Consider the following 25,822-nt stretch of genomic DNA (forward strand, 5'->3'; position numbering starts at 1 on the left):
CGTCACTCGAATCCTCGTTCCGTCCATGGCTGACGGAGGCCACGCAGCACCATCGCGGCTTCGAGCGCGGCAGCACACGCCTCGAACCCCTTGTCCTCCGCCGAGTCTGGATAACCCGCCCGGTCGAGGGCCTGCTTCTCGTCGTTGACCGTCAGCACACCGTTGCCGACCGGGGTCCCTTCATCGAGCGAGACCCGGGTCAGGCCCGCGGTCACCGAGTCGCACACGTACTCGAAATGCGGAGTTCCGCCGCGGATGACGACGCCCAGCGCGACCACGGCTTCGTGGTGCTTGGCAAGCTCCTGGCAGACGACAGGCAGTTCGATGGCACCGGCCACGCGGACGACCGTCGGTTCGTCGATCTTCCCCTGCTTGGCCGCGGCCAGTGCGCGGTCAAGCAGTTGGTCCGTGATCTCGCTGTGCCATCTGGTGGCCGCGATGGCCAGCCGGATGCCCGAGCATTCCGGAACCGACGACTCAGGCCGTCCTTCGCCGCTCACTGCCGCGTCTCTCCTTCGAACTGTTCAAGGTTGCCCAGCTCGTGGCCCATCCGATCGCGCTTGGTGCGCAGGTACCGCAGGTTCTCCGGGTTCGGCCACACCGACAGCGGCACACGATCGACCACCGTCAGGCCATAGCCTTCCAGACCCACGCGCTTGGCCGGATTGTTGGTCAGCAAACGCATGGTCTTCACGCCGAGATCCGATAGGATCTGCGCGCCCGTACCGTAGTCACGCGCGTCGGCGGGCACCCCGAGGGCGAGGTTGGCGTCCACCGTGTCGGCGCCGCTGTCCTGCAACTGGTACGCCTGCAACTTGTGCATCAGGCCGATGCCGCGGCCCTCGTGGCCTCGCATGTAGAGCACAATGCCACGGCCCTCGGACGCGACCGCTTCCAGGGCGGCGTCAAGCTGGGGACCGCAGTCGCAGCGCAGCGAACCGAACACATCACCGGTCAGGCATTCCGAGTGGACCCGCACCAGGACCTCGGTGCCGTCGCCGATCTCGCCGTACACCAGCGCGATGTGTTCGATGCCGTCAAGCAGGCTGTCGTAACCGACCGCGCGGAAGGTGCCGTGCGCGGTCGGGATACGAGCCTCGGCAACCCGGACGACCTGCTTCTCGTTGCGCCGCCGGTAGGCGATCAGCGCGGCGATCGAGATGATCGCCAAGTCGTGCTCGGCCGCGAAGACCTCGAGCTCGTCGCGGCGCGCCATGTCGCCTTCGTCCTTTTGCGACACGATCTCGCACAGCACACCCGCTGGCCGCAGCCCCGCCATCACCGCCAGGTCGACGGCAGCCTCGGTGTGGCCGGGGCGGCGCAGCACGCCGCCTTCCTTGGCACGCAAGGGAACCACGTGGCCAGGGCGGCTGAAGTCAGTGGGCTTGCTGTCCTGGTCGGCCAGCAGCCGGATCGTGTGCGCACGGTCCGCGGCTGAGATACCGGTGCTCACGCCGTCGCGAGCGTCCACAGTGACCGTGTACGCCGTACCCCGGCGGTCCTGGTTGGTGTGGAACATCGGCGGCAGGTCGAGACGGTCACAGTCCGCCTCGGTCAGCGGGACGCAGATGTAGCCGGACGTGTACCGGACCATGAACGCGACCAGCTCGGGCGTGGCCTTCTCGGCCGCGAAGATCAGATCGCCCTCGTTCTCCCGGTCCTCGTCGTCGACGACGATCACTGGACGCCCTTCGGCGATGTCCTTGATCGCACGCTCGATGTCGTTCAAGCCGGCCACGGCGCCTCCTTCAGAACCACTAGCGCCCATTGTGGCCCTGCCCTGCCGCCGTTGCCGTCGCGATGTGAGGCACAGCAAGTCGCTCGACGTACTTGGCCAGCACGTCCACTTCCAGGTTCACCACGTCGCCCGGCTGGCGCAGACCCAGCGTGGTCAGCGACAACGTAGTCGGGATCAGGGCGACCGAGAACCGGTGGTCGGCGACGGACGCCACCGTCAGCGACACCCCGTCGATGGCGATCGAACCCTTCTCGACCACGTACCTCGCCAGGTCGGCCGGCAGTTCGAACGTGGTGAGCCCGTCCTCGGCGCGCGAGACGAACACGCCGGTGCCGTCCACGTGACCTTGCACGATGTGCCCGCCGAGCCGGTCACCGAGCGCCATCGCGCGCTCGAGGTTGACCTGGTCACCCTCGTGCGCCTTGGCCAGGCTGGAGCGCAGCAGCGTCTCGTGCACCACATCGACGGTGAACGCACCGCCGGAGACGTCCACGACGGTCAGGCACACGCCGTTGACCGCGATGGAGTCCCCGTGTTTGGCGTCGGAGGTCACCAGCGGGCCCGCGACCGTGAGCCGCGCCGCGTCGGGCAAGGGCTCGACAGCCACGATCTGGCCGCGCTCCTCGACGATCCCGGTGAACATGCTCAGGCTCCTCCCCTGATTCGCGCAGCGCGATCGCGCAGCGCCGAAATGGCTTTCCCGGGATCGTCCGCGTTGTAGACCGCTGACCCAGCGACAAAACAGTCGACACCGGCTTCAGCTGCTAGGTCGATCGTGTCGCTGTTTATTCCCCCGTCGATCTCGACGAGCAGATCTAGGTGCCCGGTGTCGACCAGGCGGCGCGCTTGGCGGACCTTGCCGAGCACTTCCGACATGAACGACTGCCCGCCGAACCCGGGTTCGACCGACATCACCAGCAGGGTGTCGTAGTGTTTGAGCACGTCGAGCCATGGCTCGAGCGGGGTGTCCGGCTTGATCGACAGCCCGGCTTTCGCGCCCGCGGCCTTGAGGTCCTTGGCGAGCTTGACCGGATCTCCGGCCGCCTCAGCGTGCACGGTGACGTTGTGCGCGCCTGCCTCGGCGTATCCGACCGCCCAGCGGTCCGGGTCGTCGATCATCAGGTGACAGTCCATCGGGATGTCGGTCACCTTCAGCAGCGCCTCGACCACGGGCAGTCCCAAGGTCAGGTTGGGCACGAAATGCGCGTCCATCACGTCGACATGCACCCAGTCCGCTCCCGCGATGGCGGCCAGCTCGTCAGCCAGGCGGGCGAAATCGGCGGACAAGATGCTAGGCGCGATCATTGGTTCTGCGGACACACCCGAAGTCTATGGTTGATGCGTTCCGGCTACCGGAAGGGCGTCCAGCACGGTCGTCCACGGTTGGTCATATGAGACCGGCGTCACCAGCGCACCCGCCGCGTGCAACGTGGCCAGATGGCTCGGCCACGCCGGGTGCGCCGCCTGCGTTTCGGACAACTGCGGGCACACCGACACGTGCACCTGCGGATTGCCGAGCGCTTCGCACAGCACGGTCAGGGCCTGGTTGTCAGCGATGCCGAGCGCCAGCTTGGCGGTGGAGCTCGCGCTCGCGGGCACGAACAGGAACGTGGCCGGGTCCGGATGCGGGCGAGGTTCGCCGGGCAACCGCGACTCGCTGCGCACCGGCAAGTCGGTGAGCTCAGTCAGCCGGTCGTATTCACCGGACGTCTTCAGCCACCGGTGCGCCGTCGGCGTCAGCGTGATCGCCAGCCGCCAGCCGCGCTCGGCGGCTGGCCGGGCGATCTCGTCGTGCAACCGGCTGTCGACGCCGAAGCACGCCGCGGCGACCAATCCCAGAACGGCTATGACTCGTCCTTCTGGTCTCGTGGCTTGGCTGCCTTGCGCTGCTGCTCCGCGCGTTCGCGGCACTTGCGCAAGAACTCCTCGTCGTCGTCCGGGCTGGCCGCGACGTGGCGCCCCGGCCGGTCGTATTCCGGGAACCGGCTCGGCGACGCCTGACGGTAGTGGCCACCGCCGCCGCCTGCCCGTTCCGGACGGCCGGCGACCAGCCACAGGATCGAGCCGATCAACGGCAGCAGCAAGACGATGAACAACCAGCCCATCTTGGGCAAGTTGCGGGTGGTCCCGTCGACGGTGGTGATCACGTCGACGAGGCAGAAGATCCAGAGGCCCATCACGACGATGCTGACCAGGCCACCAGCGAACAACGGCATGTGTCTCTCCGCCCCAGAAGACAAAGCGAAATCCGTGTGAAGAGCGGCCAGTGTGCCAGGCCTGCCCGAGCGGGCAGCTCGCAGGGTCCGGATACCGCCCGAAATTCGCGGACAAAGACCCGCCGGTACCGCTTGAATGCCGTCCATGACGACACGACGCACCGCCATCGCCGGCATGGTGACCGCGCTGATGCTGGGGTTGACCGCCGCCGGAACCGCCGCGCCGGCCACTGTGGACAACGCGGTCGAGAAGACACCTGGGGAGTCCTACAAGCGCACGGAGTTGTACTTCGGCGGCAGCAAACCGGACGGTTCGGTCATCACGCCCGCCGATTTCGAGCAGTTCGTGGACAAGGAGGTCACGCCCGCGTTCCCGGACGGCCTGACCTGGCTCGAGGCGCACGGCCAGTGGATGGGCGGCAAAGAGGACTCGTACGTGCTGATCCTGCTGTACCCGTACACCAAGCGGACGGCCAACCGCGACATCGAAGAGATCCGCACCGACTACAAGACGCAGTTCCAGCAGCAGTCCGTCCTGCGCGCTGACAGCGTCGAGCGTGTCTCCTTCTGACGCCGAAGCTGTGAGCGTTCCGGACAAAGCGGGACGCTCACAGGCACGAGGCGCCATCGGGTGTCTCATCGCGACACTCGGCGGACCGGCGAGCGCGATCCTCGCCAACGGCGGCCTGGGTCGGCTGATCAGGTCGTGTCACGACGCCGAGCGGGCCCTCGTGGCTTCCGTTGTACTTGCCTAAATCCTTCGGATGATGGCGCAGTACATCGCGTCCGTGCCGTGCAGGTGCGGCCAGAGCTGCACGTCGGGACCGTCGCCGAGATCGGGCACGCCAGGGAAGAACTCCCGGGCGTCCAATTGCTCTGCTTTGGTCCGGCGAACCACGTCGCCGACAACGCCAACGGTCTCGGACAGGTGCGGCGAGCACACGACGTACGCGACCACGCCGCCTGGCCGGACGAGTTCCATCGCCGACAGCAGCAGTTCGCGCTGCAGTTTGGTCAGGTCGCCGACGTCCGATTGCTGACGCCGCCACCGCGCCTCGGGCCTGCGCCGCAATGCACCGAGCCCGGTGCACGGCGCGTCCACGAGCACCCGGTCGAAGCTGCCCGGTTTGAACCCGGTGTCGCGACCGTCGACCACATGCACGGTCACCGGCTGTCCCTCGGTGGCGTTCTCGATGAGCTTCGCCCGGTGCGGCGCCTTTTCGACGGCGTCCACAGTCGCGTCACTCAGCCCAGCCAAGGCGCCGAGCATCGCCGCCTTACCGCCCGGCCCCGCGCACAGGTCCAGCCAACGCTCGTCGGAGCCGGTGAGCGTCGGCCGCGTCAACGCGATCGCGCACAGCTGACTGCCTTCGTCTTGCACGCCTGCGAACCGTTCGCGAACGGGTTCCATATCGGACGGATCACCGGCGCCGGCTTCCAACCGCACGCCATAAGGCGAGTACGGCGCGACATCGCCACCGGTGATCGCAGCGAGTTCCTCAGCGGTGATCTCGCCCGGCCGCGCCACCAAGTGCACAGCGGGACGTTCATCGTCGGCTTCCAGCGCGGCCTGCAGGCGGTCGCCCTTGTCGCCGAGCGAGTCAGCGAACGCGCGCGCGATCCACCGCGGATGAGCGGTCGCCGTTGCCAAATATCCTATAGGATCTTCGATACGGGATGGCGCCAGCGCGTCGACCCACTCCTGTTCGGACCGTTCGCCAACCTTGCGGAGCACCGCGTTGGCGAACCCGGCCAACCGGGAACCGACGTCGAACCGAGCGAGATCCACAGTGGACGACACGGCGGCGTGCGGTGGGATCCGGGTGCGCAACAGTTGATACGCGCCCAGCCGGAGCACGTCGAGCAGCTGCTTGTCCACTTGCGACAACGGACGGTCCGAGCATTCGGCGATCACCTGGTCCAGCCAGCCCATCGCGCGGCACGTGCCGTACGCCAACTCAGTCGCCAGAGCCGCGTCACGTCCGGTGATCCGCCGTTCCCGCAGCAAACCGGGCAAGACGAGGTTCGCGTACGCGTCACGGTCACGCACCGCGCGCAACGTGTCCAACGCCGCGCGACGAGCCGGATCCTCCATCGGCGGGCGCGGAGCGGACGGCTCACGGCGGCGCGGCGGATGCGCCCGTCGCGGCCGGGACGGTCGGTGCGTCAAGACAATCGTTCTCCTTGCTCGACCCGGGCCCCACGAGCCCAGTCGGTCGCAGCCATCTTCTTCTTACCCGGCGCTTGGACATCGCCCAGCTGCACGGGCTGCGTCGCGGTGCCGACAAGCACACGCTTGCGTTCCACTTTGACCTCACCAGGCTGCAGCGCCTCGGCGTCAACCACCGTCACCGGCCCGAGCTTGAGACGTTCGCCGCGGAACTCCGCCCACGCGCCCGGCTCCGGCGTGACGGCACGCACCAGGCGATCGACCGCGAGCGCGGGCTGCGTCACGTCGATGTGCCCGTCGTCCACCGTGATCTTGGAGGCGTAACTGACCCCGTCGACCTCTTGCTGCTCGACCGCGCGGATCGTGCCGTCCTCGATTCCGTCCAACGTGGACACCATCAGGTCGGCACCGGCCACCGCGAGCCTGGCGAGCAAGTCGCCCGCGGTGTCCTGCGGCCGGATCGGCTCGGTCAGCACACCGAACACCGGCCCCGCGTCCAGTTCCTTGACGATCCGGAACGTGCTCGCACCAGTGATCTCGTCGCCCGCCCTGATAGCGGCCTGCACCGGCGCGGCGCCACGCCACGCTGGCAACAGCGAGAAGTGCAGGTTCACCCAACCGTGCGGAGGAATGTCCAACGCGACCTGCGGCAGCAACGCCCCATACGCGACGACCGGGCAGCAGTCCGGCGCCAACTCGGTCAACTTGGCCAGGAAATCCGGGTCCTTGACGCGTTGCGGCGTAAGCACCTCGATGCCGTGTTCGTCAGCCAACGCACCGACCGGCGACCGGACGACGTGCCTGCCGCGGCCAGCGGGGGCGTCCGGCCTGGTCACCACCGCGACGACCTCGTGCCGCGGTGAGTCGATCAGTGCTTGGAGTGTCGGTACCGCGGGCTCGGGCGTCCCGGCGAAGACCAGCCGCATGGTCAGAAGCCTCCGAACAACGCGTGCGGGTCCTGCTTGATCGTCGGCATCGAACCGCTGAACCACGACGCCTGCCGGATCTCGCGCATCGCTTGCTTGCGCGTGTCCGGGTCGAGCCGGTCGAGGAACAGCACGCCGTCCAGGTGGTCGGTCTCATGCTGGATACAGCGCGCCAGCAGGTCGGTTCCCTCGATCTCGATCGGTTCGCCGTGCATGTTCCACCCGGTCGCGACGATGTTGCGCAGCCGCCGTGTCTCCCAGGTGAAGCCAGGGATGGACAGGCAGCCTTCCTCGCCGTCCTGGCATTCGTCGTCGATCGCGTTCCACGTCGGGTTCACCATGTGCCCGGCGAAGCCGTCGCAGTGATACGTGAACACCCGCAGGCCCACGCCCAACTGCGGGGCGGCGAGCCCGGCACCGCCCTGCGACTCCATGGTGTCCCACAGGTCCTGGACGAGCGTACGGAGCTCCTTGTCGAAGTCGACGACCTCGTCCGCGGGCGTGCGCAGCACCGGGTCACCGAAGAGCCTGATCGGTTGGATGGTCACGACGTTCGATTCTACGAAGTTTCCTCGTAGGCGGTTGTCAGCACTCCCTTGGTCAGGGTGATCCGGCCCTTGGTAGTCCCGCTGACGCCGGGCTCGTCAAGGTACCTGTCGTCGCCGTAGTCCTCCCATGCGGCGATTGCCTCTGACATCTCGGCCGCGTCGTCGTCCGCACCGCGCAGCACCGCGACGGCGAGCCGGAGATAGCAACCAGGTTTCGTATCCGAAAACTGATGAGCCATCGCCTCCACCTTGGCGATGACTTCGGTTCGGGAGTAAAGCGCGGCCAGCAGCGCCAGCGGATAACGATTGGCAGGCGGTTCGAAGTCCCAGCGCTCCAGCAACGACGGCAAAACTTCGCCGACAGCTCGGTGAACCTCATCAGTCCAGGCCGCGGGTTCCGGCTCGCCACCAAACGCCATCCGCGAAACCATGCTGGCGTCCCGCTCGCCTGCGGCGAGGGTCAGGTCGCGGTAGAGATACGACCGGCAGATGGCGGGCAGGGCGCCGGATGTCACCATCCGGGCGATGAACGGGATCGCGGGCGCCGTCGCCGAGTAGAACGTCCCCTGGTGCATGAGGTTGTCGCCGAAGAGCTCGCTGTGGATCTCCGCCCACTCTTCCCACACTTCGAAGTCGTGGGCGAGGCCGCGGATCAGGCCGGGGATGTCCTCGGCGCTGCCGTGCGCGTGCTCGAGTGCTGCCCAGTCGATGTCGTCGAGTCCGCTGAGATCGATCTCGGTTTTCTCGATGTCATCCGGGCTGAGCGAGAGGATGGCATCCGCGGGCTGCGGAACCTCCACGATCTCCGGCACGGCAGGCCGCCGCCCCGGATTGATCAGCCGAATCGGCCCGTCCTGGTCGGCAATCCCCAGCTGGCTCACATCGAACTGGGATCCGCCTTGGAAGAACCCACCGTGCTCTCGCGCGACCGCAGCGGCCCGCCGACCCACCTCGCGGTAAGCGCGATGACCGGCCTTGTCGGTCATATACGGTCCCTCGTCGACCACGAAGACGGTCCAACTCGTTCGCTCGACAGGGTCGACGTCAAACGGCAGCGCCCGGCTCGGTCGAGCTGTCACTCGGGGATATCCGAACTCCGCGAAGGCTTCGGCTAGTGCCCGGGCCGTCTCTTCATCTGGAACAACGAAATAGGACGTGCCAGCCATCGCCGTCCACTCACTCACAGTGTCCCCAAACGCAGTGCGGCGGCCGCTGTTGCTGCGGCCGCCGCATGGATATCACCGGGGTTACTGGACTCGGACGCGCGGGTTGCCGCTGTTGACGACCTGCTGCCCGCTGGACTTCTGGAACGTCACATCCCAGCTGCCCGTGCTGCGCTCCATGGTCACGCCGTCGATGACCACGCCGGTCGTGTCGTTGGCAAGGAACGCGGGCCGGCCGTCGGACTTCTGGAACTCAACGGTGCTGTTGAGGAACTTGATGCCCTTGGCGTGCCGCACCCAGAACGCGTAGGCCGGGCGGACGCCGAACGTCCGCGGCGGGTACGCGGTCGAGTTCTCCGGCGGCACGCGGTTGGCGTCGGACGCCGGGTGACCGCCGGGGAAGTTCAGGCTCACGTTCTCCAACGTGACGTTCTCGATCGGCGAGTCAGTGCGGCCGGTGATGGTGGCCGAGTACTCGTCGTCACCGGCGACGTCGCGCGGTGTGGTCAGGTTCGTGCCGGTGATGTTCTTCAGCGTGATGTTGCGGATCTTGCCCGCGGGCGGGTTGCCCGGGCAGCGCGAGCGTTTGCCGATGTGCATGAAGATCGCCGAGGCGGTCTTGCTGAGCTTGATGTTGTCGTACGTGATGTTCTCGATCGTGGCGCCGTCCATCGACACCATGCCTATGCCCGCCTTGCCCGCGCCGGTCACGTTGAGGTTCTTGAACTGGATGTTGCGGAAGTTACCGCACGTCTCCGAACCGAACTGCAGTGCGTTGTTCTCCGTCGACAGGATCGTCGAGTCCCGGACGATCGCGTTCTCGGTCGGGAAGGTCCGGCCGAGCGCGTAGTCGCTCTTGAACACGACCGCGTCGTCGCTGGCCTCGATCCGGGAGTTCGCGATCTCCACATTGGACGTGTTGATGATGTTGAACGCGTCCCGGTCGTCCGCGCTGAGGATCTTGGTGTTGTGCATCTGCACGCCGTCGCAGCCGTTGATCAGGATCGCGAAGTGGCCACCCTGGCGGAAGGTGATGTCCTGGAAGCGGAGGTTGCGGCAGTACTTGAGGCTCAGCGCCTTGTCGGCCTGGCCCTGGTCGGGATCGCCGGTGATCAGGTTGTTGTCGCCGTCGATCGTGCCAGCGCCGGTGAACGCGATGTTCTCGACGTTCTCGCCGAAGATCAGCGCGTTGCGGAAGTGGCTGTGCCCGTAGTCCTGGTATTCGTCCCATTCGTTCGGCTCGGCGCGATCCATGCCGCTGCTCGCGGCGAGCAAGGTCGCGCCCGCGTTGAGATTGAGCGTGACGTTGCTCTTGATGTGGATCGTCCGTGAGCGGTACCGCCCGGCCGGGAAGTCCACAACGCCGCCACCTGCCGCGTTGGCGGCGTTGATAGCCCGATCGATGGCATCGTCGTCGTTGGTGCTGCCGTTGCCTGTGGCGCCGTACGACTTGACGTTGAACACCGGCGGCGCCGCGGCCTGCGCCACAGGAATGGTCAGTCCTGTGATGATCAGTCCAGATACGATCAACGTGCCGATTCTCGCCATGAGCTCACCTCGTCTTCTTTGACGTGTCACTCTCGCGGCAGAATGAAAACGTTTACAGGAACGTACATTAGGGCTGCCGGACGGTCACCGTCAACATTCAGAGCCGTTCGATGATCGTGGCGTTGGCAAGGCCTCCGGCTTCGCACATGGTCTGCAGGCCGTACCGGCCGCCGGTCTGCTCGAGAACCGACAACAGCGTGGTCATCAGCCGCGCGCCACTCGCACCCAGCGGATGACCGATCGCAGTCGCGCCGCCGTTGACGTTCACCTTCGCCAGATCGGCACCGGTTTCCGCCTGCCAGGCCAGGACAACGCTGGCGAACGCTTCGTTGACCTCGAACGCGTCGATGTCGCCGAGCGTGAGGCCGGCCCGGTCGAGCACCTTGGCGGTCGCGGGAAAGACGCCGGTGAGCATCAGCAACGGATCGTCGCCGACGACGGCGAAGCTGTGCAGCCGTGCGCGCGGCTTAAGGCCGAGGCGTTGTGCCGTCTCGCTGCTGGTGATCAGCACAGCCGCGGCGCCGTCGTTGATCGGTGACGAGTTGCCCGCGGTCACGTGCCAGCCGATCTGCGGGAAACGCTCCGCCCAGTAGTCGTCGTAGAACGCCGGCTTGAGTCCGGCCAGAACGTCCACAGTGGTCGACGGGCGGACCGACTCGTCCAGTCGCACCTCGTCCGCGCCCACCTTCAGCGGCACAACGTCGCGGTCGAACCGACCGTCCGCCCATGCGGCCGCCGGGCGTTGATGACTCGTTGCGGCGAACATGTCGAGTTGCTCGCGGGTCAAACCCCAGCGAGCGGCGATCAACTCGGCGCTGATCCCTTGCGGAACGAGACCGTCCGGGTACCGCGCGGCAACCTGCGTGCCAATGAAGTCCCGGCCGTCGCGCTGGCTGCCGATCGGGACGTGGCTCATCGACTCGATGCCCGAGGCGATGACAACGTCGTACGCACCAGCGAGCACACCTTGAGCGGCGAAATGGATGGCCTGCTGACTGCTGCCACATTGCCGGTCAATGGTGACCGCGGGGACGGACTCCGGCAGTCCGGCGGCGAGCGCGGCCCAGCGCGCGGTGTTGCCACTTTTGCTCACCGATCTGGCCGACCGCACCGGAAATCACGTCGTCAATCAGTGCCGGGTCGATACCCGTCCGGTCGACAAGTGCGCGAATGGCGTGCGCGTGCAGGTCGACGGGATGCACACCAGCCAACGTTCCCGTGGCGCGGCCTTTGCCGATCGGCGTGCGTACGGCGTCGACGATCACAGCGTCCTTCATGGCCAACCTCCTTGTTGACTTGCTTAAAGCAAGCCTACTTCGTATAGGCTTTCTTCGAGCAAGCCAATGTGAGGAGCGTCCCGTGCTACGTCAGGACTGGTCGAAGCACCCGTGCCCGATCGCCCGATCACTCGATGTGGTCGGCGACCCGTGGGTCATGCTCGTGCTCCGCGAGGCGTTGCTGGGCACGACGAAGTTCGAGCGGTTCCGCGAAGTGCTCCAGGTCGCCGACAACGTGCTGTCACGCCGGCTTGCCCAGATGGTCGACGCGGGACTGCTGCGCCGCAGGCCGTATCGCGGCAAACAACGGATGCAGAACGAGTACGTGATCACAGACGCTGGCGCCGACCTTCTGCCAGCGCTCGACGCGCTCGCGCGGTGGGGCGAGAAGTACACACAGGCGCCCACCCGGCACATCGAGATGTCCATCCTGCACCGGTCAGCTGATCACTTGAGCAGTTCACCGACCGTGTGCAGCACTTGCGGCGAACCGCTCACCTCGGCCGACCGGGTCTATCAGCGCAAGTGGGCCGCCATGTCGGAGGGGCGATGACGAACAGCCGTACGTATCACTGGGGAACGCCCGAGTTCCCGGCGGAGCTGACCGGTATGGAGATCATGTGCGGAATCCTCGCGGGCACCGTCTCCCCGCCGCCGATGGTACAGACACTTGGCTTCGACATGATCGATGTCAAACCAGGCCGAGTCGTGTTCGGCGTCAAACCCGCGGAGTACATGTACAACGGCGCCGGCATCGTCCACGGTGGATTCATCGCGTCCATGATGGACACCGCTGCCGGCTGCGCGTTGCATACAAAATTGGATGTAGGCGTCGGCTATACGTCGATTGACCTGTCAGTCAAGTTCCTCAGCGCCATCTCAGAACGCACCGACGTGATCCGATGCACCGGAACGCTGACCCACCAAGGACGGCGAATCGCGTTGGCTGAAGCGCGGATGACCGACACCAAGGATCGTCTACTCGCGACAGCCACCAGCAGCCTGATGATCCTGTCGTGAACCGCGCACGTTGACCGGCGGGCCAACGTGCGCGGTCCTTTGCCGTCAGCCGATGCCCTGGTGCACCGCGGTCATCAACTCACCGTTGGACGTGTCGCCGTCCATTGACCAGATCATCGCTCCGCCCAGCCCGTTGCTGGTGATCCAGGCGGTCTTCCTGGCGATCTCGGTCGGGTCGTCGTAGGTCCAGAACGTGCTGCCGTTGAACAGCCACGCGTGTCCCGCGGCGGCATCCCGGTACACCTGGTAACCGCTGCCGACCAACGGTTTGATCAGCTTGTAGTCGTTGATGCCCGCTTCGTAGCGACCAGGCGCCGGACCGGTCGCCGTTTGGTGCAGGCCGTTGTTGACGTTGGGCACGCCGGTCCATCCACGGCTGTAGAACGGCACACCGAGAACAAGCCGGTTGGCGGGAGCGCCCCTGCTGGTCCACGCGTTCGCCGCGATCTCGACGCTGTACGGCTTCGGGCCGGGGTCGCCCGCCGGAAGGCGCAGCGCGGACTGGTTGTTGGTCACCGTCTCCCAACCACCGTGCAGGTCGTAACCCTGCAGGGTGGCGAAGTCCAGCGAGTTGAAGATCTGGCTCACCTCGAAGCCCGCGGTCACCTTGTCGGGATCGGCGGGCAGGAACGCGGTCAACTCGTAGTGCTTGCCCGTCGTCGCGCCGTACGCGTCAAGCTGGCGGCGCCACTCCTGAACCAGCAAAGTGAAGTTCTGCTTGTCCTCCGGACGCACGACGTTTCCGACGTTGCCCTCGCTGCCCGGCCATTCCCAGTCCAGGTCGATGCCGTCGAACACGCCCGCGGCCGACCCAGGTCCGCCTTGCGGCTCCCCGCCGAGTTGCGGCAGGTTGCCCTTGATCCACATGTCCAGGCACGAAGACACGTGCGCCTGTCGTGAGGAAGCGGTCAGCGCCGCGTTGGAGAAGTACTTCGACCAGGTCCAGCCACCCAGCGACAAGTTGACCTTCAGGTGCGGGTACTTGGCCTTCAACTGCTTGATCTGGTTGAGGTTTCCGGCCAGCGGCTGGTTGTAGACGTCCGCTTGCCCGTTGACGGTCAGGTCCGCGGTGAACCGCCGCTGGTAGTCAGCCCACGCGTCGCCTTGGCCCAGTTGGTTCGCCTGGAAGCAACGGCCGGCGGAATCGATGTTGCCGAACGCGTAGTTGATGTGCGTCAGTTTCGCCGCTGACCCGGAAGTGTCCAGGTTCTTGATGTAGTACGCGCGGTCGTAGACGCTCCACTGGGTGAAGTAGCCGACCTTGCGTTTTCCGCCCGGCCCGGGGTTGCCGGTCTCCTTTGTGGTCGCAGACACCGGCGCGCTGAGCGCGGAAACGTTGCCTGCACGGTCGCGTGCGCGCACCCGGAAGCTGTACGTCGTCGACGGTTGCAAACCGCCGACAATGAACGACGTGGACGACGCGGTGCCAACCGGCGTCGTCGAAGAACCTTGGAAAATATCGTATCCGATAACGCCGACGTTGTCGGTGGACGCGGTCCAGCTCAACGGAACCGTGCCGCTGGTCGTGCCCGCCGCGAGGCCGGTCGGGACGGTCGGCGCCTCGGTGTCAGGCTCCCCCGACGAACCGTCACACGGGTTGCCGTTGATCGTGCAGTTCACCGGCGCGCCGGGGCCGGCGCCGTTGAACCCGAATGTCGTCGTGGCGCCAGCGGCCACGCTGCCGTTGTACGGCCGGTTGACGAACGTGTAGCTGTCGCCGACGCGGGTCATGTTCGCTTCCCACGTCGAGCCGATGCTGGTGCCCGTGGGCAGATCGAACTTCACGGTCCAGCCGTTGAGCGCGGTCGAGTCACCGGCCCGGACCACCACTTGGCCGGTGAACCCGGTGCCCCAGTCGGACACCTTGGTGAACGTCGCGGTGGGATTGGCGGCGGCCTGCGCGGTGCCGGAGAAGCCAGATAACGCGAGTGAACTGGCGACCAGCAGGATGCCGAATCGCCGTTGTCCGACTGACATCGGTTTCTTCCTCCAGTTGGCAGGGTTGTGGCAGGAAGACCACACACCAGTTAATGGTTCAGACCAATGATCAACTCAAGGTCTAGACCAAACTTCGTCACCTGACCGCAACCCGCGCCGACAAGAAACCGGTTCCGGCGCAACGCGTCCGCACAACAAAAGCGGAGCACCCCGGCATAAGACCGAGGTGCTCCGCTTGTTGACGAACGACCAGCGCCCTACCAGCGCGCAGGAATCACGACCGCCGCCGAGCCACCGCCGCGCCGAACGGTCTCGGCCGCAGCGATCCACCGCCCGTCGGGCAACCGCTCAACGCCGGTCGCCGCGCCGATCTCACCCGGCGCGTTGCTGAAGCCCTGTCCACGAGCGATCAATTCAGCCGTCTCCGGCTGCGCGAGGAACTCCTTCTCGACCTGAGCCGACGCGGAGTTGCGCTGCGAGGCACGCGGTGCGGCGATCGCGTCCTTGAGCGACATGCCACGATCCACCCGTCCGGTGACCACCTGAGTGACCGTGGTGATGATGGACGCGCCACCCGGCGAGCCAGTGGCGAAGAACGGCTTCCCGTTACGCAACACGATGGTCGGCGCCATCGACGAGCGCGGCCGCTTGCCCGCGGCAGGCAGGTTCGGGTCAGGAACGCCGGGGAACAGCGGCGCGAAGTTGAAGTCGGTCAACTCGTTGTTGAGCAGGAAGCCGCGCCCCGGCACGACGATTCCGTTGCCGCCCTCCGACTCAATGGTCAATGTGTACGCAACGACGTTGCCCCACGCGTCCGCAGTGGTCAGGTGCGTGGTGTGCTTGCTGCCGATCTCGGCGGCGACACCCTGGCCAGTGGTCGCACACGGTTCCGGGTTACGCGGGTCGCCGGGCGCGACCGGGCTCGTCAACGCCTTGGTCGGGTTGATCAGGCAAGCGCGTGAGTCGGCAAAGCGCTGCGACAGCAACTCACGCGTGGGCACGTTGCTGAACGCCGGGTCCCCGACCCACCGGTTGCGGTCAGCGAACGCCAGCCGGGTCGACTCCAGGAAGTAATGCAGATAGTCCGTCTTCGACAGCTTGCTGAGGTTCGTCGGCTCCAGAATGTTCAGCGCTTCGCCGACGGTCGTGCCACCCGAGGACGGCGGCGCCATGCTGTAGACGTCCAGGCCGCGGTAGGCCGTCTTGGTCGGTTCGCGCAGCGGAGCGTCATAACGAGCAAGATCGGCCTCGGTCATCTTGCCTGGCCGCACGTTCAAAGTGGACGCCGGATCCTTCGGCGGCTGCTGCACGGTCTTGACGATTTCCTTGCCGATTTGACCGCGGTACAGCGACTTCAGGTTCGTGTCGGCCAGTTCCCGGTAGGTGTTGGCCATGTCGGGATTACGGAACTTCGTGCCCACCGCCGGCGGCTGGCCACCCGGCAGGTACAGCTCACGGGTGGACGGGAACGCGGAGAACCTCGCCGCGTTGTTGGCGATTTGGTTGCGGAACGTGTCGTCCACGACGAATCCGCTGCGGGCGAGCTGCTCCGCAGGCCTCATCACGTCCTTGAGCGACTTCCGTCCCCACAGCTGCAGCGCGCGCTGCCACGTGCGCGGTGTGCCGGGAACGCCAACGCTCAACCCGCTGGTCACACCTTCGGCGAAGGGAATCGGCACGCCGTTTTCTTGGAACATCGTTTCGGTCGCCGACATCGGTGTTGTCTCGCGGCCGTCGATCGTGTGGACCTTGCCGGTCTTCGCTTCGTAGAACACGAAGAATCCACCGCCGCCGATGCCGTTGGAGAACGGATCGGTGACGCCCAACGCCGCTGCCGTCGCCACTGCGGCATCGACCGCATTGCCACCACGACGCAGGACAGAGATGCCGATCGCGGTCGCGTCAGCGTCGATACTCGCGACCGCGCCGCCGTAGCCGATCGCCTCGGGCACCTTGGGCCGACTGGGACTCGCGCCCGCCTCCGCACCACCGACCAGCACGGTGGTCGCGGTGAGTAAGGCGAATAGGGCGGCTGATCTGCGCACGACGTGACCTCCCACAAACGTTTGAGGTTGCCCACTTTGCCTCGCCGGCGTGGCGATCTCAAGCCAGCTTGGTCATCACGTGCTTGACGCGCGTGTAGTCCTCCAGGCCGATCATGGACAGGTCCTTGCCGTATCCGGATTGGCCGAACCCGCCGTGCGGCATCTCCGCTGCGAGCGGGCCATGGGTGTTCACCCAGACACAGCCGAAGTCCAGGTCGATGCTGACGCGGGCGACGCGGCCCGCATCGGTTGTCCACACCGAGGAGGCCAGGCCTTGCGGGACGCCGTTCGCGCTGGTAACGCCCTCTTCCTCGGTACCGAACCGCTGCACGGTCACGACCGGCGCGAAGACCTCTTCCTGGACGATCTCGTCATCCTGGCGCAATCCGGAGACGACGGTCGGTTCCAGGAAGAATCCCCGGTCGCCGAGCCGCTTACCTCCACAGTGGACGACAGCATGGCCGGGAAGGCGGTCCATCAGCCCGAGCACCCGCTCCAACTGGACCGCGCTGTTGAGCGGCCCGGTCTTCGCCGCCTTGGCCCGGGCCACCAACGCGTTGACGAACTCGTCGTGCACGCGTTCCTGGACAAGCACTCGTGTCGCCGCCGTGCAGTCCTGGCCAGCGTTGTAGAACGCCGCGGCGATGATCCCGTCCGCCGCCGAGACCACGTCGACGTCGTCGAACACCAGAACCGGCGCGTTGCCGCCGAGCTCAAGGTGTGTCCGCTTCAAGGTGTCCGCCGCGGCCCGCGCCACTTCGATACCCGCGCGAGTGGATCCGGTGATCGACACCATCGCGGGGACGGGATGGGCGACAAGCAGCCTGCCAGTGTCGCGGTCGCCGGTGACAACGTTGACCACGCCTTCGGGCAGGAAGTCCGCAGCCAGCTCGCCAAGCAGGACCGTGCTGCTGGGCGTGGTGTCAGCTGGCTTGATCACAACGGTGTTACCTGCGGCGACGGCGGGCGCGATCTTCCACACCGCCATCATCAGCGGGTAGTTCCACGGCGTGATCTGCGCGATCACGCCGACTGGCTCGCGGCGCAGGCTCGACGTGTGCCCGGCCAAGTACTCCCCGGCTGACGCACCGGGCAACGTCCGTGCCGCACCTGCGAAGAACCGGAAGACGTCAGCGGACTGCGGAATTTCGTCACTGAGCATCACCGCCCGGTCCTTGCCGGTCTCCCGGCATTCCAGGTCAGCGAACTCGTCCGCCCTGGCTTGCAAGGCGTCAGCGATCGCGAGCAACGCGGCCTGCCGTTCCATCGGCGTGCTGCGGCGCCACGTGGTGAAGGCCTTCGCCGCGTTCTGGACCGCGGTATCCACTTCGGACTCACGACCGACCGGGATCGAGCCGAAGACTTCCCCGGTCGCAGGATTGACCAGGTCGAGTGCGTTCATCGGTGCTCCAGGTGGGTTGGGGCGAACATCCGCAGCAACGCAGGCAGGACAACCACACGCGGTCCCGCGTCGGCCAATGCGTCGGCCAGGTCGGTTCGAAGCCGTTCGGGAGTTGTCTGAATGGCCGGGATGCCGAACGACTCCGCCAGGGCCACAAAGTCCGGCCTGGCCAGTTCGGTTCCGCTGGCAGCACCGAAGGCGTCGGTCATGTATTCGCGCAGGATCCCGTAGCCGCCATCGTCCACAATGAGCCACGTGACGTTCAGGTTGTGCTGCTTCGCCGTGGCCAACTCCGGCAATCCGTACATGGCGCCGCCGTCGCCCGACACGGCCAGGACGGGGCCATCCACAGTGGACGCCGCACCGAGCGCGGCTGGGAACGCGTAGCCGAGACCGCCCGCACCCTGCGCTGAGTGCATTGCGCCGTCGCGTGGGTCCCATGCCGACCAAGCCCAGTAGGCCAGGATCGTCATGTCCCAAAAGCTCGGCGCGTCGTCGGGCAACGCGTCGCGGACGCTGGCGAGCACGTCACGTTCCAACGTCAAGTCCTGCCCGTCGAGTCGTTGCTGAACCTTGGTCAGCAGTTCGGGAACGACCGCGTCCCGTTGTTCCGCGAGCGGTATCAGTGCGCGCAAGGCGAGTTTCGCGTCGGCGTGGATGCCCAGCGCGCGGTGGTTGGACTCGAGCTTGCCCAGGTCGGCTTCGATCTGGATGACCCGGCCACGCGGCTGGAACGTGTGGTAGTTGCTCGACAGTTCGCCAAGTCCGGAACCGATCACCAGCAGGACGTCGGCGTCCTGCAGCACCTCGGTGGTGTGCCAGTCCTCCAACCAGGACTGCAGCGAAAGCTTGTGGTGCCACGGGAAGGCGCCCTTGCCGCCGAATGTCGTGACCACCGGCGCGCCGATCTTCTCGGCCAACGTCAGCAACTCCGGCTGCGCGCCGCTGCGGACCACTCCCCCGCCAGCGAGGATCACCGGCCGCTGCGCGTCGGCCAGTACACGCGCCGCCTCAGCGATCAACTCGGATCGTATTTCCAATACGATCGGCTGCCCTGACAGTTCGCTGACGACCGGAACCCCTGCGGGACCGAGCAATACATCCTGTGGGATCTCAACCCACACCGGTCCCGTCGGCGCACTCGCGGCGATCCGCCACGCCTCGGCGATGGCCGACGGAATCTGCGACGCGGCGCGCACCACACGCGTGTGTTTCACGACGTCGCGGAAGCTGGCCTGTTGGTCGGGCAGTTCATGGAGGAAGCCGCGCCGCGCGCCGCCCAGTCCGGCCGACGGGATCTGACTGCTGATGCCGAGCACTGGCACGCTGGATGCCGCCGCCTCTTGCAACCCGGCCAACGTCTGCAACGCGCCCGGACCGGTCGAGACGAACAACGGCGTCACCTCGCCGGTCGTCCGAGCGTGGCCGTCGGCGGCGAACGCCGCGTTGACTTCCGTTCGGCTGCCGACGTAGCGGAGTGTCGAGCGGTGCAACGCGTCGAGCAGTCCGAGCGCGTGCTGACCTGGAAGCCCGAAAACGGTGCGCGCACCCAGTGCGGTCAGAGACTCGACGACCAGGTCACCGCCGGTCCGGCTCATTTGGCCACGCCCATGGCCAGCAGTGTGACAAGGTCGTACGCGACGTGCGACGCGGCGATGGACGTGATGTCCGCGTGGTCGTACGCGGGTGCGACCTCGACGACGTCCGCCGAAACGAGGTTCGTTCCCGCCAGGCCGCGCAGGATCTCAAGTAGTTCCCGGCTTGTCATGCCGCCCGCTTCAGGCGTTCCGGTGCCCGGCGCGTGCGCGGGATCGAGGACGTCGATGTCGACCGACACGTACAACGGGCGGTCGCCGATCCGCTCTCGCAGCGCCTCGACGACCTCATCCACACCCCGGCGCATTACGTCAGCTGACGTAACGATGCCGAAGCCAAGACGTGCGTCCTCGGACAGGTCGGCGCGGCCGTAGAGCGGTCCGCGAGTGCCCACATGCGACAGTGCCGACGTGTCGAGCAGGCCTTCCTCGACCGCGCGGCGGAACGGCGTTCCGTGTGTGTACGGCTCACCGAAGTACGTGTCCCAAGTGTCCAGATGCGCGTCGAAGTGCAGCAGCGCCACAGGCCCATGTTTCGACGCGACGGCTCGCAGCAGCGGCAGGGCGATCGTGTGATCACCGCCGACCGTCACCAGTTTGGCGCCCGCGTTCAGCAGTTCCGTCGCCTGCTCGGAGATCTCCGTGATCGCCTTGCCGATGTTGAACGGGTTGCACACGATGTCCCCGGCGTCCACGACCTGCGCGGACTCGAAGGGTGAAACGTCCAGACCCGGGTGGTACGGCCTGAGCAGGCGGCTTGCCTCGCGGACGGCGGCCGGGGCGAACCGAGCGCCCGGCCGGTACGAGACGCCGATGTCGAAGGGGACGCCGACGACCGCGATGTCGGCTTTGCCCACCTCGTCCAGCCTGGGCAGCCGGGCGAACGTGGCGGGCCCGGCGAACCGGGGCACCTTCGAGGAATCGACCGGACCGATCATGCTGGCACTTCCTCCTTGACCTCGCCGTTGACGCGCCTGTTCCAGTGATCCAACACGGCCTTGTCGGTCGGCGGCGTCAGCAGACTGACCACCACGTAGGACACCAGGCTGACGCCAAGTCCGTAGTAGATGACCTCGTTGGCCTCAAGACCGGCGGTGAACATCACGATCACCACGGTGATCGCGCCGGTGACCATCGAGGCCAGCGCGCCCTGCCGGTTGCCGCGCTTCCAGATCAGCCCGCCAACGATCGCGACCAGCAAGCCGCCGACCAACAGGTTGTACGCGACGGTCAGCGCGGCGATCACGCCTTCGATCAGGATCGCCAGCACGATCGCGGCGACACCGAGCACCAAGGTGAAGATGCGGTTGGCGTGTACATCCTCTTTCGTATCCGATACACGCCTGGTCAGGCGCGGCCAGATGTCGTTCGCCGCGACCGTGGACGAGGCGATCAGCGCACCGCTCGACGTGGACATCAGCGCCGCAAGCGCGGCGGCGAGCACGAGACCGCGAACGCCCATCGGCAGCAGGTTCTCGACCGCGGTCGCGAAGGCGTCATCGCGGCTGGGCAGATTCGGATACAGCGCCTTGGTCGCCATGCCGATCAACGCGCCCGCGAACGCGTAGATGACGCAATACAGGCCGGAGGTGATCCCGCCCCAGGTCGCGACGCTTGAGGACCGCGCGGTGAACACCCGCTGCCAGATATCCTGTCCGATCAGCAGACCGAGCGTGTAGATCACCAAGTACGTGACGATGGTATCGCCGCCGATCGCGGTGAAGTCGAAGAAGCTCGCGTCTAGGCGTTCCCGCATCCCGTCGAACCCGCCGGCTTTGATCAACGCGAACGGCAGCAGCAGGAACAGGATGCCGACGGTCTTGACGACGAACTGGACGATGTCGGTCATAGATATCGACCACATGCCGCCGAGCACCGAGTACAACACCACGATCCCGCCCGCGAGCAGGATGCTCGACCAGCGGTCGAACCCGAACAGCACTTTGAAGATCGTCGATGACGCGCCAAGCGACGTGACCGTCAGCATCAGCGCGTAACCCCACATCACGACGCCGGACACGGACGCCGACGAACCCCCATATCGGATATCCAACATGTCCGAGACCGTGTACACCTTCAGCCGCTGGATCCGTCGGGCGTACGCGGCGGACAACAGCAGGATGCCGAGACCGATGGCGAGAACGAGCCAAGCGCCGGAGATGCCGAACTTGTAGCCGAGGCCCACGCCGCCGACCGTCGACGCGCCACCCAGCACGATCGCCGACATCGTTCCCGAGTACATCGGGCCGCCCAGCCGCCGCCCGGCGACCAGGTATTCGCTCTTGGTGGTGGCCCGGCGCATGCCCCACCACCCCATCGCGACCATGCCGAGCAAGTAGGCCACAATCACTGCGTTGTCGAGGGCCATGTCGATCTCCTACGCGTGGCGTTTCGTTCCGGTCACCGTAAAGAGCCAGGTCTGGTTCGTTCGAAGGTTGTTCTGCACAATCTGGCCAGCCACCATTGGACGAATCGGCCCGGGGAGGCGTGCCATGGTGCTCAGGACCATCCCATTGCGTGCGGTAGTCAGCCGCGCGGAGCTGGGCCTTGAGGTGAAAGCCGGCAAGTCGCGGCTGGACCGCCCGATCTGCTGGGCGCACGTCAGTGAACTGCGAGATCCGGTGCCGTACCTGCTCGGCCAGGAGCTGTTGCTGACCGCGGGCACGAACTTCCCGCGCACGCCGGCGGAAATTGACGCTTACGTGGAGAGCCTGATCAACGCGGGTGTCAGCGCGTTGGGCTTCGGAGTCACCCCGGTGTACGACGTTGTTCCCCGCGAACTGGTCAAGGCATGCCGCGACCGCGACCTGCCGTTGCTCGCCGTTCCGGAACGAACGCCGTTCCTTGCCGTCAGCCAGGCCGTCGGCGCCGCCCTCGCCGAGGCGCAAAATGCCGAACTTCGTGTCATCGCCGATGGTCAACGCAACTTGACGCGGGCCGCAACGCGTCCTCGGCCGACAGAGACCACGGTCCGTTCGTTGGCCACGTCGCTGACCGGCTGGGCCATGCTGCTGGATTCCGACGGCGCGGTCGTGACCAGGTCCGGCCTGGCGCCCGAGCCGACCGAGGACCTGCTGTCGTTGGCCACCCGGCTACGCGGTGGTTCAGGTCCGCGCAGCGCGAGCACGCACATCGGCGGCGATCACGTCGTCCTGCATCCGATCGACCAGTCGTCCGTGCTGATCGTCGGACGCAACCGGGCGTTCAGCGTCGGCGACCGCGCTGTCGTCGCGATGGCGTTGGCGATGCTCGGACTGTTGCGGCGAGACACAGACACGTCTCGCGGTCACGCTTCCCGATTGGCCGCGCGGTTACTGCTGGCCGCCGGTTCGGCCGCCGAGTCGACGGGCGACCATCTGGCCGCGTTGCTGGACAACCGCGCGGGACAGGATTACCGCGTTCTGGCGGGCGTTGACGTGCGTCGCAGGCACCGCGGCGACGTGGACGGCGACTTCTCTCAGCTCGTCCAGTTGCTGGGCACTCCCCTGGTCGATCTGGCAGGCGGCAGTTTCCGCGCCATCGTTTCCGCACGTTCAGCGCCGTCGCCGACCGCGTTGGAGACGTTGCACAAGCGCGGGTGGCTCGTCGGGATGAGCGGCGTCGTCGGTGTCGCCGATCTGCGGATGGCCGAACGGGAGGCCGTCGCCTTACGCCGCCGGGCCGCCGCATCGGGTCATCCGATCAGTGCGGACAACGAGTCGGAAAGCGTCGCTTCGCTGATCGACCCCGCTCAAGCGCGTGCGTTCGCGCGGCGCACTTTGGCGCCGCTCGCCGAGATACGCTCGCCCGGTCCGGCGCATCTGGTGGAAACGCTGCGGGTCTGGCTCGCCAACCACGGCAACTGGGACCGCTCCGCGGCCGCACTGGATGTGCACCGCAACAGCGTCCGGCACCGGATCGGTCAGATCGAGCGGGCCCTGCACGTGGATCTGTCCCAGGCACAGCACCGAATGGACCTCTGGTATGCCGTCAATTGGCTGCCACAGGATTGGCCCGATTCCCAGTAGGGCCTAAAGTCATCAATCCGCCGAAGTCTTCCGGCACTGTCGGTAACCACTGCGGGCAACAAGGATCGACCACGTGGCTACAGACTTGGTCAACTACCTCGACGCCCTGGTGCCGGCGGCCGTCGAAGGCGACCCTGAAGCGGTGGGTCGGCTGCTGACGACCATCCGGCCACTGGTCGTGCGCTATTGCCGCGCTCGCGTCGGCCGGGGTGAGCGTTCCTACACCTCAGCCGATGACATCGCGCAGGAGGCTTGCCTCGCGGTTCTCACCGCACTGCCGCGCTACGTGTTCCAAGGACGTCCGTTCCTGGCGTTCGTCTACGGCATCACGTCGCACAAGGTCGCCGATGCCCATCGCGCCGTCGCCCGTAACCGAGAGCAACCAGTCGCGGACATCCCGGACACGCCTGAGGTCGAGGGCAGTCCGGTCCAGCACGTCCTGCAGGGCGAGGCCGCCAGGCGGATCAACGAGATCCTGAGCATCCTACCCAGCCGCCAACGCGACATTCTCGTTCTGCGGATCGTCGTCGGGCTGTCCGCTGAGGAAACGGCCGCGGCCGTCGGCTCCACGCCAGGCGCCGTCCGGGTCGCTCAACACCGGGCGCTGGCACGTCTGCGACGACGAGCGGATATCGCCGAACTCGTTTAGCGGTTCGCCACCAAGCGCGCTTGTTCGCCGTCGACTGCGACCACGTCACCGTGCCGCAACTGCCTGCCCCGGCGCACCTCGACCTCGTCGTTGACCGTCACGTCCTGGGCCTCGATCAGGTCCTTCGCATGGCTGCCGTCCTCGGCCAGCCCAGCCAGTTTCAGGAACTGACCGAGCCTGATCGAGTCGTCCCGGATCGACACCTCACGAATGCTCATCGCGCACGAGCCTACCGCCATGCGGATCAACGACCGCTCGGCAACCTGCCCTTTATCGGATACGAAACACGAAATAGCCGCCAGCGAGGACACCGTGCGGCACTGCTGGCGGAGCGGGAGATCGGCTCCGAGCTCCCGAGCGCTCCGAAAGTCACGCGGACCGCGTCTGCTCGGCGAGGAACTGGACGACTCCACCCAACGACCCAGTTCTACTGAACGCCGCCCGTTGCCGAGCGGCGCCGCATCCGTCCAACACCAAACGGGCCAAAGACTCGTCAACCAACTCGTAGTCCCCGGACACCTCAAGCGCCGGGCGGATCCACCGCACCAACGCACTGGCGAGGTCCGCGGCCGGAGCCAGCCCTCCGGTGACGAGATCGACTCCCTGCCCTTCCAAGCCGTCCCGCGCCGCGCGCCACAGCGCGGGACGCAACAGGTGTGGCGGCACGGCAGGCGCGCGCTCGCCCGACGCCAACGCGGTGGCGGCGATACCGCGAACCAGTGCGGCCATCAGCACCGCGTCGTCGACGGTCGGAGCCACGTCGCAAACGCGGACTTCGACCGTCGGCTGATGGGCGGAAAGCCTTACGTCCCAATAAAGCATGCCGAGATCCATCGCCGCGCCGCTGGCAATGACCTGTTCACGAGCGGCGTAGTAGTCCGAGGCCGTTTCGAACCACGGCGGTGCGCCGGCTGACGGCCAACGGCTCCACATCAAATAGCGCCAGCTCGCGTATCCAGTGTCGGAGTCGTTGCAATACGGCGAATTGGCGCTGATCGCGAGCAGGGTGGGAAGCCAGTAACGAATGTGGTTGCACACCAGCACTCGGGCTTCATCGTCTGGCAGACCGACGTGCACATGACATCCGCAGACAGGCAGATCCCCAATCAGAGCACGGAATTCTCGGGTCATCCGGTGATACCGCGGCAAGGGGGTCAGTGCGCTTGGCGATCCACGGCCCAGCACTGGCGTCCCCGTGGCGATCAACCGCGACCCGTGCCGCTCCGCCTCCTCAGCGAGCACCCGGCGAGCACCACTCAGCTGCGCACGCAGCTCAGGCATGGTCAGGCAGACACCGCTGGCCGATTCGATTTGGCTCAGCGCGATCTCCGCCTGCAGGTCGTGCCCGTCACGTCGGACGTCCGACAGGATGTCCGGAGCACGGTCGGCCAGCCTGCCGGACTCCTCGTCGACCAGCAGGAACTCCTCTTCCACGCCGACCGTCAGCTGATCCACCTCGGTGGCGGCCAACAAGTACTCCCGGGTGCCGAGCTGGGCTTCGCTCACGCCTGCCTCCAGTGACGGCCTTCCTACCTTCGACAGTAGGAGCAGGCAGCACCACCCCGCATGCGGCGTTGGGC

The 25,822-nt window shown here is 66.5% G+C and carries 24 protein-coding genes and 1 pseudogene; 5 read left to right on the top strand and 20 right to left on the bottom strand.

Translation table 11 applies throughout. The features are described from left to right. Positions 1-2 precede the first annotated feature (2 nt). Genes ribH through B9C43_RS34725 form a run of 6 tightly spaced genes read right to left on the bottom strand, consistent with a single transcriptional unit; the run spans position 3 to position 3,954 of the window. On the bottom strand, positions 3-500 hold the full coding sequence (gene ribH, locus B9C43_RS34700) for a 6,7-dimethyl-8-ribityllumazine synthase (RefSeq protein WP_033390112.1): 498 nt from the start codon (positions 498-500) through the stop codon (positions 3-5). Next, positions 497-1,768, bottom strand: a complete 1,272-nt coding sequence (locus B9C43_RS34705) for a bifunctional 3,4-dihydroxy-2-butanone-4-phosphate synthase/GTP cyclohydrolase II (RefSeq protein WP_033390113.1) — start codon at positions 1,766-1,768, stop codon at positions 497-499. The genes ribH and B9C43_RS34705 overlap by 4 nt, the downstream gene beginning before the upstream one ends. Further along, on the bottom strand, positions 1,758-2,381 hold the full coding sequence (locus tag B9C43_RS34710; RefSeq protein WP_084430978.1) for a riboflavin synthase: 624 nt from the start codon (positions 2,379-2,381) through the stop codon (positions 1,758-1,760). Before B9C43_RS34710 ends, B9C43_RS34705 begins: the two co-directional genes overlap by 11 nt. A 2-nt stretch (positions 2,382-2,383) precedes the next feature. Continuing rightward, a complete protein-coding gene (gene rpe, locus B9C43_RS34715) occupies positions 2,384-3,043 on the bottom strand; it encodes a ribulose-phosphate 3-epimerase (protein WP_033390115.1) in 660 nt (219 codons plus the stop codon). Between the two features lie 24 nt (positions 3,044-3,067). Beyond that, positions 3,068-3,586, bottom strand: coding sequence for a flavoprotein (locus B9C43_RS34720; protein ID WP_084431199.1), 519 nt, complete (start codon positions 3,584-3,586; stop codon positions 3,068-3,070). Continuing rightward, positions 3,583-3,954 (bottom strand): PLD nuclease N-terminal domain-containing protein, encoded by a 372-nt coding sequence (locus tag B9C43_RS34725; protein WP_084430979.1) that lies wholly within the window; start codon positions 3,952-3,954, stop codon positions 3,583-3,585. The genes B9C43_RS34720 and B9C43_RS34725 overlap by 4 nt, the downstream gene beginning before the upstream one ends. Positions 3,955-4,099: 145 nt before the next feature. Here B9C43_RS34725 and B9C43_RS34730 point away from each other — a divergent pair, with 145 nt between their 5' ends. Then, positions 4,100-4,525 carry a DUF3574 domain-containing protein gene (locus B9C43_RS34730; protein WP_235039030.1) on the top strand — a complete coding sequence of 142 codons (426 nt, stop codon included), beginning with the start codon at positions 4,100-4,102 and terminating at the stop codon, positions 4,523-4,525. A 180-nt stretch (positions 4,526-4,705) separates the two neighbouring features. On the opposite strand, the gene B9C43_RS34735 is transcribed toward B9C43_RS34730, so the two are convergent. The 6 genes and pseudogenes from B9C43_RS34735 to B9C43_RS34760 form a co-directional block, all read right to left on the bottom strand. Then, complete coding sequence (locus B9C43_RS34735; RefSeq protein WP_235039031.1) at positions 4,706-6,124, bottom strand: RsmB/NOP family class I SAM-dependent RNA methyltransferase; 1,419 nt, start codon at positions 6,122-6,124, stop codon at positions 4,706-4,708. Beyond that, positions 6,121-7,050, bottom strand: coding sequence for a methionyl-tRNA formyltransferase (gene fmt / locus B9C43_RS34740; RefSeq protein ID WP_084430982.1), 930 nt, complete (start codon positions 7,048-7,050; stop codon positions 6,121-6,123). The genes B9C43_RS34735 and fmt overlap by 4 nt, the downstream gene beginning before the upstream one ends. Positions 7,051-7,052: 2 nt before the next feature. Then, positions 7,053-7,598: a peptide deformylase gene (def, locus tag B9C43_RS34745; protein ID WP_033390120.1), complete on the bottom strand. Its 546-nt coding sequence runs from the start codon at positions 7,596-7,598 to the stop codon at positions 7,053-7,055. Between the two features lie 11 nt (positions 7,599-7,609). Further along, on the bottom strand, positions 7,610-8,584 hold the full coding sequence (locus tag B9C43_RS34750) for a hypothetical protein (protein ID WP_143446809.1): 975 nt from the start codon (positions 8,582-8,584) through the stop codon (positions 7,610-7,612). A gap of 261 nt (positions 8,585-8,845) precedes the next feature. Continuing rightward, positions 8,846-10,309 (bottom strand): glycoside hydrolase family 28 protein, encoded by a 1,464-nt coding sequence (locus B9C43_RS34755; protein WP_084430983.1) that lies wholly within the window; start codon positions 10,307-10,309, stop codon positions 8,846-8,848. A gap of 97 nt (positions 10,310-10,406) precedes the next feature. Beyond that, positions 10,407-11,586: pseudogene (locus tag B9C43_RS34760) on the bottom strand (thiolase family protein). A gap of 82 nt (positions 11,587-11,668) precedes the next feature. Here B9C43_RS34760 and B9C43_RS34765 point away from each other — a divergent pair. Both B9C43_RS34765 and B9C43_RS34770 read left to right on the top strand, forming a co-directional pair. Continuing rightward, positions 11,669-12,139 (top strand): winged helix-turn-helix transcriptional regulator, encoded by a 471-nt coding sequence (locus B9C43_RS34765; protein WP_160096891.1) that lies wholly within the window; start codon positions 11,669-11,671, stop codon positions 12,137-12,139. Beyond that, positions 12,136-12,606, top strand: coding sequence for a PaaI family thioesterase (locus B9C43_RS34770; protein WP_084430985.1), 471 nt, complete (start codon positions 12,136-12,138; stop codon positions 12,604-12,606). Before B9C43_RS34765 ends, B9C43_RS34770 begins: the two co-directional genes overlap by 4 nt. A gap of 45 nt (positions 12,607-12,651) precedes the next feature. Here B9C43_RS34770 and B9C43_RS34775 read toward each other — a convergent pair whose 3' ends face one another. The 6 genes from B9C43_RS34775 to B9C43_RS34800 form a co-directional block, all read right to left on the bottom strand. After that, positions 12,652-14,583, bottom strand: a complete 1,932-nt coding sequence (locus B9C43_RS34775; RefSeq protein ID WP_084430986.1) for a glycoside hydrolase family 18 chitinase — start codon at positions 14,581-14,583, stop codon at positions 12,652-12,654. A 218-nt stretch (positions 14,584-14,801) separates the two neighbouring features. Further along, positions 14,802-16,544 carry a gamma-glutamyltransferase gene (gene ggt, locus B9C43_RS34780; protein ID WP_235039056.1) on the bottom strand — a complete coding sequence of 581 codons (1,743 nt, stop codon included), beginning with the start codon at positions 16,542-16,544 and terminating at the stop codon, positions 14,802-14,804. Between the two features lie 103 nt (positions 16,545-16,647). After that, positions 16,648-17,991, bottom strand: coding sequence for an aminobutyraldehyde dehydrogenase (locus B9C43_RS34785; protein ID WP_084430988.1), 1,344 nt, complete (start codon positions 17,989-17,991; stop codon positions 16,648-16,650). Beyond that, complete coding sequence (locus B9C43_RS34790) at positions 17,988-19,589, bottom strand: thiamine pyrophosphate-binding protein (RefSeq protein WP_084430989.1); 1,602 nt, start codon at positions 19,587-19,589, stop codon at positions 17,988-17,990. Before B9C43_RS34790 ends, B9C43_RS34785 begins: the two co-directional genes overlap by 4 nt. Next, positions 19,586-20,524 carry an agmatinase gene (speB, locus tag B9C43_RS34795; protein ID WP_084430990.1) on the bottom strand — a complete coding sequence of 313 codons (939 nt, stop codon included), beginning with the start codon at positions 20,522-20,524 and terminating at the stop codon, positions 19,586-19,588. Before speB ends, B9C43_RS34790 begins: the two co-directional genes overlap by 4 nt. Further along, positions 20,521-21,954 carry a sodium:solute symporter family protein gene (locus tag B9C43_RS34800; protein ID WP_033390130.1) on the bottom strand — a complete coding sequence of 478 codons (1,434 nt, stop codon included), beginning with the start codon at positions 21,952-21,954 and terminating at the stop codon, positions 20,521-20,523. Before B9C43_RS34800 ends, speB begins: the two co-directional genes overlap by 4 nt. A gap of 124 nt (positions 21,955-22,078) precedes the next feature. Here B9C43_RS34800 and B9C43_RS34805 point away from each other — a divergent pair, with 124 nt between their 5' ends. Together B9C43_RS34805 and B9C43_RS34810 are read left to right on the top strand one after the other, a co-directional pair. After that, positions 22,079-23,593: a PucR family transcriptional regulator gene (locus B9C43_RS34805; protein WP_160096893.1), complete on the top strand. Its 1,515-nt coding sequence runs from the start codon at positions 22,079-22,081 to the stop codon at positions 23,591-23,593. Between the two features lie 73 nt (positions 23,594-23,666). Beyond that, on the top strand, positions 23,667-24,242 hold the full coding sequence (locus B9C43_RS34810; RefSeq protein WP_033390134.1) for a sigma-70 family RNA polymerase sigma factor: 576 nt from the start codon (positions 23,667-23,669) through the stop codon (positions 24,240-24,242). Here the strand turns inward: B9C43_RS34810 and B9C43_RS34815 are convergent. Both B9C43_RS34815 and B9C43_RS34820 read right to left on the bottom strand, forming a co-directional pair. Continuing rightward, positions 24,239-24,460 carry an RNA-binding S4 domain-containing protein gene (locus tag B9C43_RS34815; RefSeq protein WP_033390135.1) on the bottom strand — a complete coding sequence of 74 codons (222 nt, stop codon included), beginning with the start codon at positions 24,458-24,460 and terminating at the stop codon, positions 24,239-24,241. The two genes, B9C43_RS34810 and B9C43_RS34815, sit on opposite strands and share 4 nt — an antisense overlap. Before the next feature lie 151 nt (positions 24,461-24,611). After that, positions 24,612-25,748: a carboxylate-amine ligase gene (locus tag B9C43_RS34820; protein WP_235039032.1), complete on the bottom strand. Its 1,137-nt coding sequence runs from the start codon at positions 25,746-25,748 to the stop codon at positions 24,612-24,614. Positions 25,749-25,822 lie beyond the last annotated feature (74 nt).

Source organism: Kibdelosporangium aridum, from assembly GCF_900176515.1.
Classification (GTDB): Bacteria; Actinomycetota; Actinomycetes; order Mycobacteriales; family Pseudonocardiaceae; genus Kibdelosporangium; species Kibdelosporangium aridum.

Excerpts from the sequence above, each read along its gene's own strand:
- B9C43_RS34705 (WP_033390113.1), bottom strand. The coding sequence starts at position 1,768 with ATGGGCGCTAGTGGTTCTGAAGGAGGCGCCGTGGCCGGCTTGAACGAC.
- B9C43_RS34710 (WP_084430978.1), bottom strand. The coding sequence starts at position 2,381 with ATGTTCACCGGGATCGTCGAGGAGCGCGGCCAGATCGTGGCTGTCGAG.
- rpe (WP_033390115.1), bottom strand. The coding sequence starts at position 3,043 with ATGATCGCGCCTAGCATCTTGTCCGCCGATTTCGCCCGCCTGGCTGAC.
- B9C43_RS34725 (WP_084430979.1), bottom strand. The coding sequence starts at position 3,954 with ATGCCGTTGTTCGCTGGTGGCCTGGTCAGCATCGTCGTGATGGGCCTC.
- B9C43_RS34730 (WP_235039030.1), top strand. The coding sequence starts at position 4,100 with ATGACGACACGACGCACCGCCATCGCCGGCATGGTGACCGCGCTGATG.
- fmt (WP_084430982.1), bottom strand. The coding sequence starts at position 7,050 with ATGCGGCTGGTCTTCGCCGGGACGCCCGAGCCCGCGGTACCGACACTC.
- B9C43_RS34750 (WP_143446809.1), bottom strand. The coding sequence starts at position 8,584 with ATGACCGACAAGGCCGGTCATCGCGCTTACCGCGAGGTGGGTCGGCGG.
- B9C43_RS34755 (WP_084430983.1), bottom strand. The coding sequence starts at position 10,309 with ATGGCGAGAATCGGCACGTTGATCGTATCTGGACTGATCATCACAGGA.
- B9C43_RS34770 (WP_084430985.1), top strand. The coding sequence starts at position 12,136 with ATGACGAACAGCCGTACGTATCACTGGGGAACGCCCGAGTTCCCGGCG.
- B9C43_RS34775 (WP_084430986.1), bottom strand. The coding sequence starts at position 14,583 with ATGTCAGTCGGACAACGGCGATTCGGCATCCTGCTGGTCGCCAGTTCA.
- B9C43_RS34785 (WP_084430988.1), bottom strand. The coding sequence starts at position 17,991 with ATGAACGCACTCGACCTGGTCAATCCTGCGACCGGGGAAGTCTTCGGC.
- B9C43_RS34790 (WP_084430989.1), bottom strand. The coding sequence starts at position 19,589 with ATGAGCCGGACCGGCGGTGACCTGGTCGTCGAGTCTCTGACCGCACTG.
- speB (WP_084430990.1), bottom strand. The coding sequence starts at position 20,524 with ATGATCGGTCCGGTCGATTCCTCGAAGGTGCCCCGGTTCGCCGGGCCC.
- B9C43_RS34800 (WP_033390130.1), bottom strand. The coding sequence starts at position 21,954 with ATGGCCCTCGACAACGCAGTGATTGTGGCCTACTTGCTCGGCATGGTC.
- B9C43_RS34805 (WP_160096893.1), top strand. The coding sequence starts at position 22,079 with ATGGTGCTCAGGACCATCCCATTGCGTGCGGTAGTCAGCCGCGCGGAG.
- B9C43_RS34815 (WP_033390135.1), bottom strand. The coding sequence starts at position 24,460 with ATGAGCATTCGTGAGGTGTCGATCCGGGACGACTCGATCAGGCTCGGT.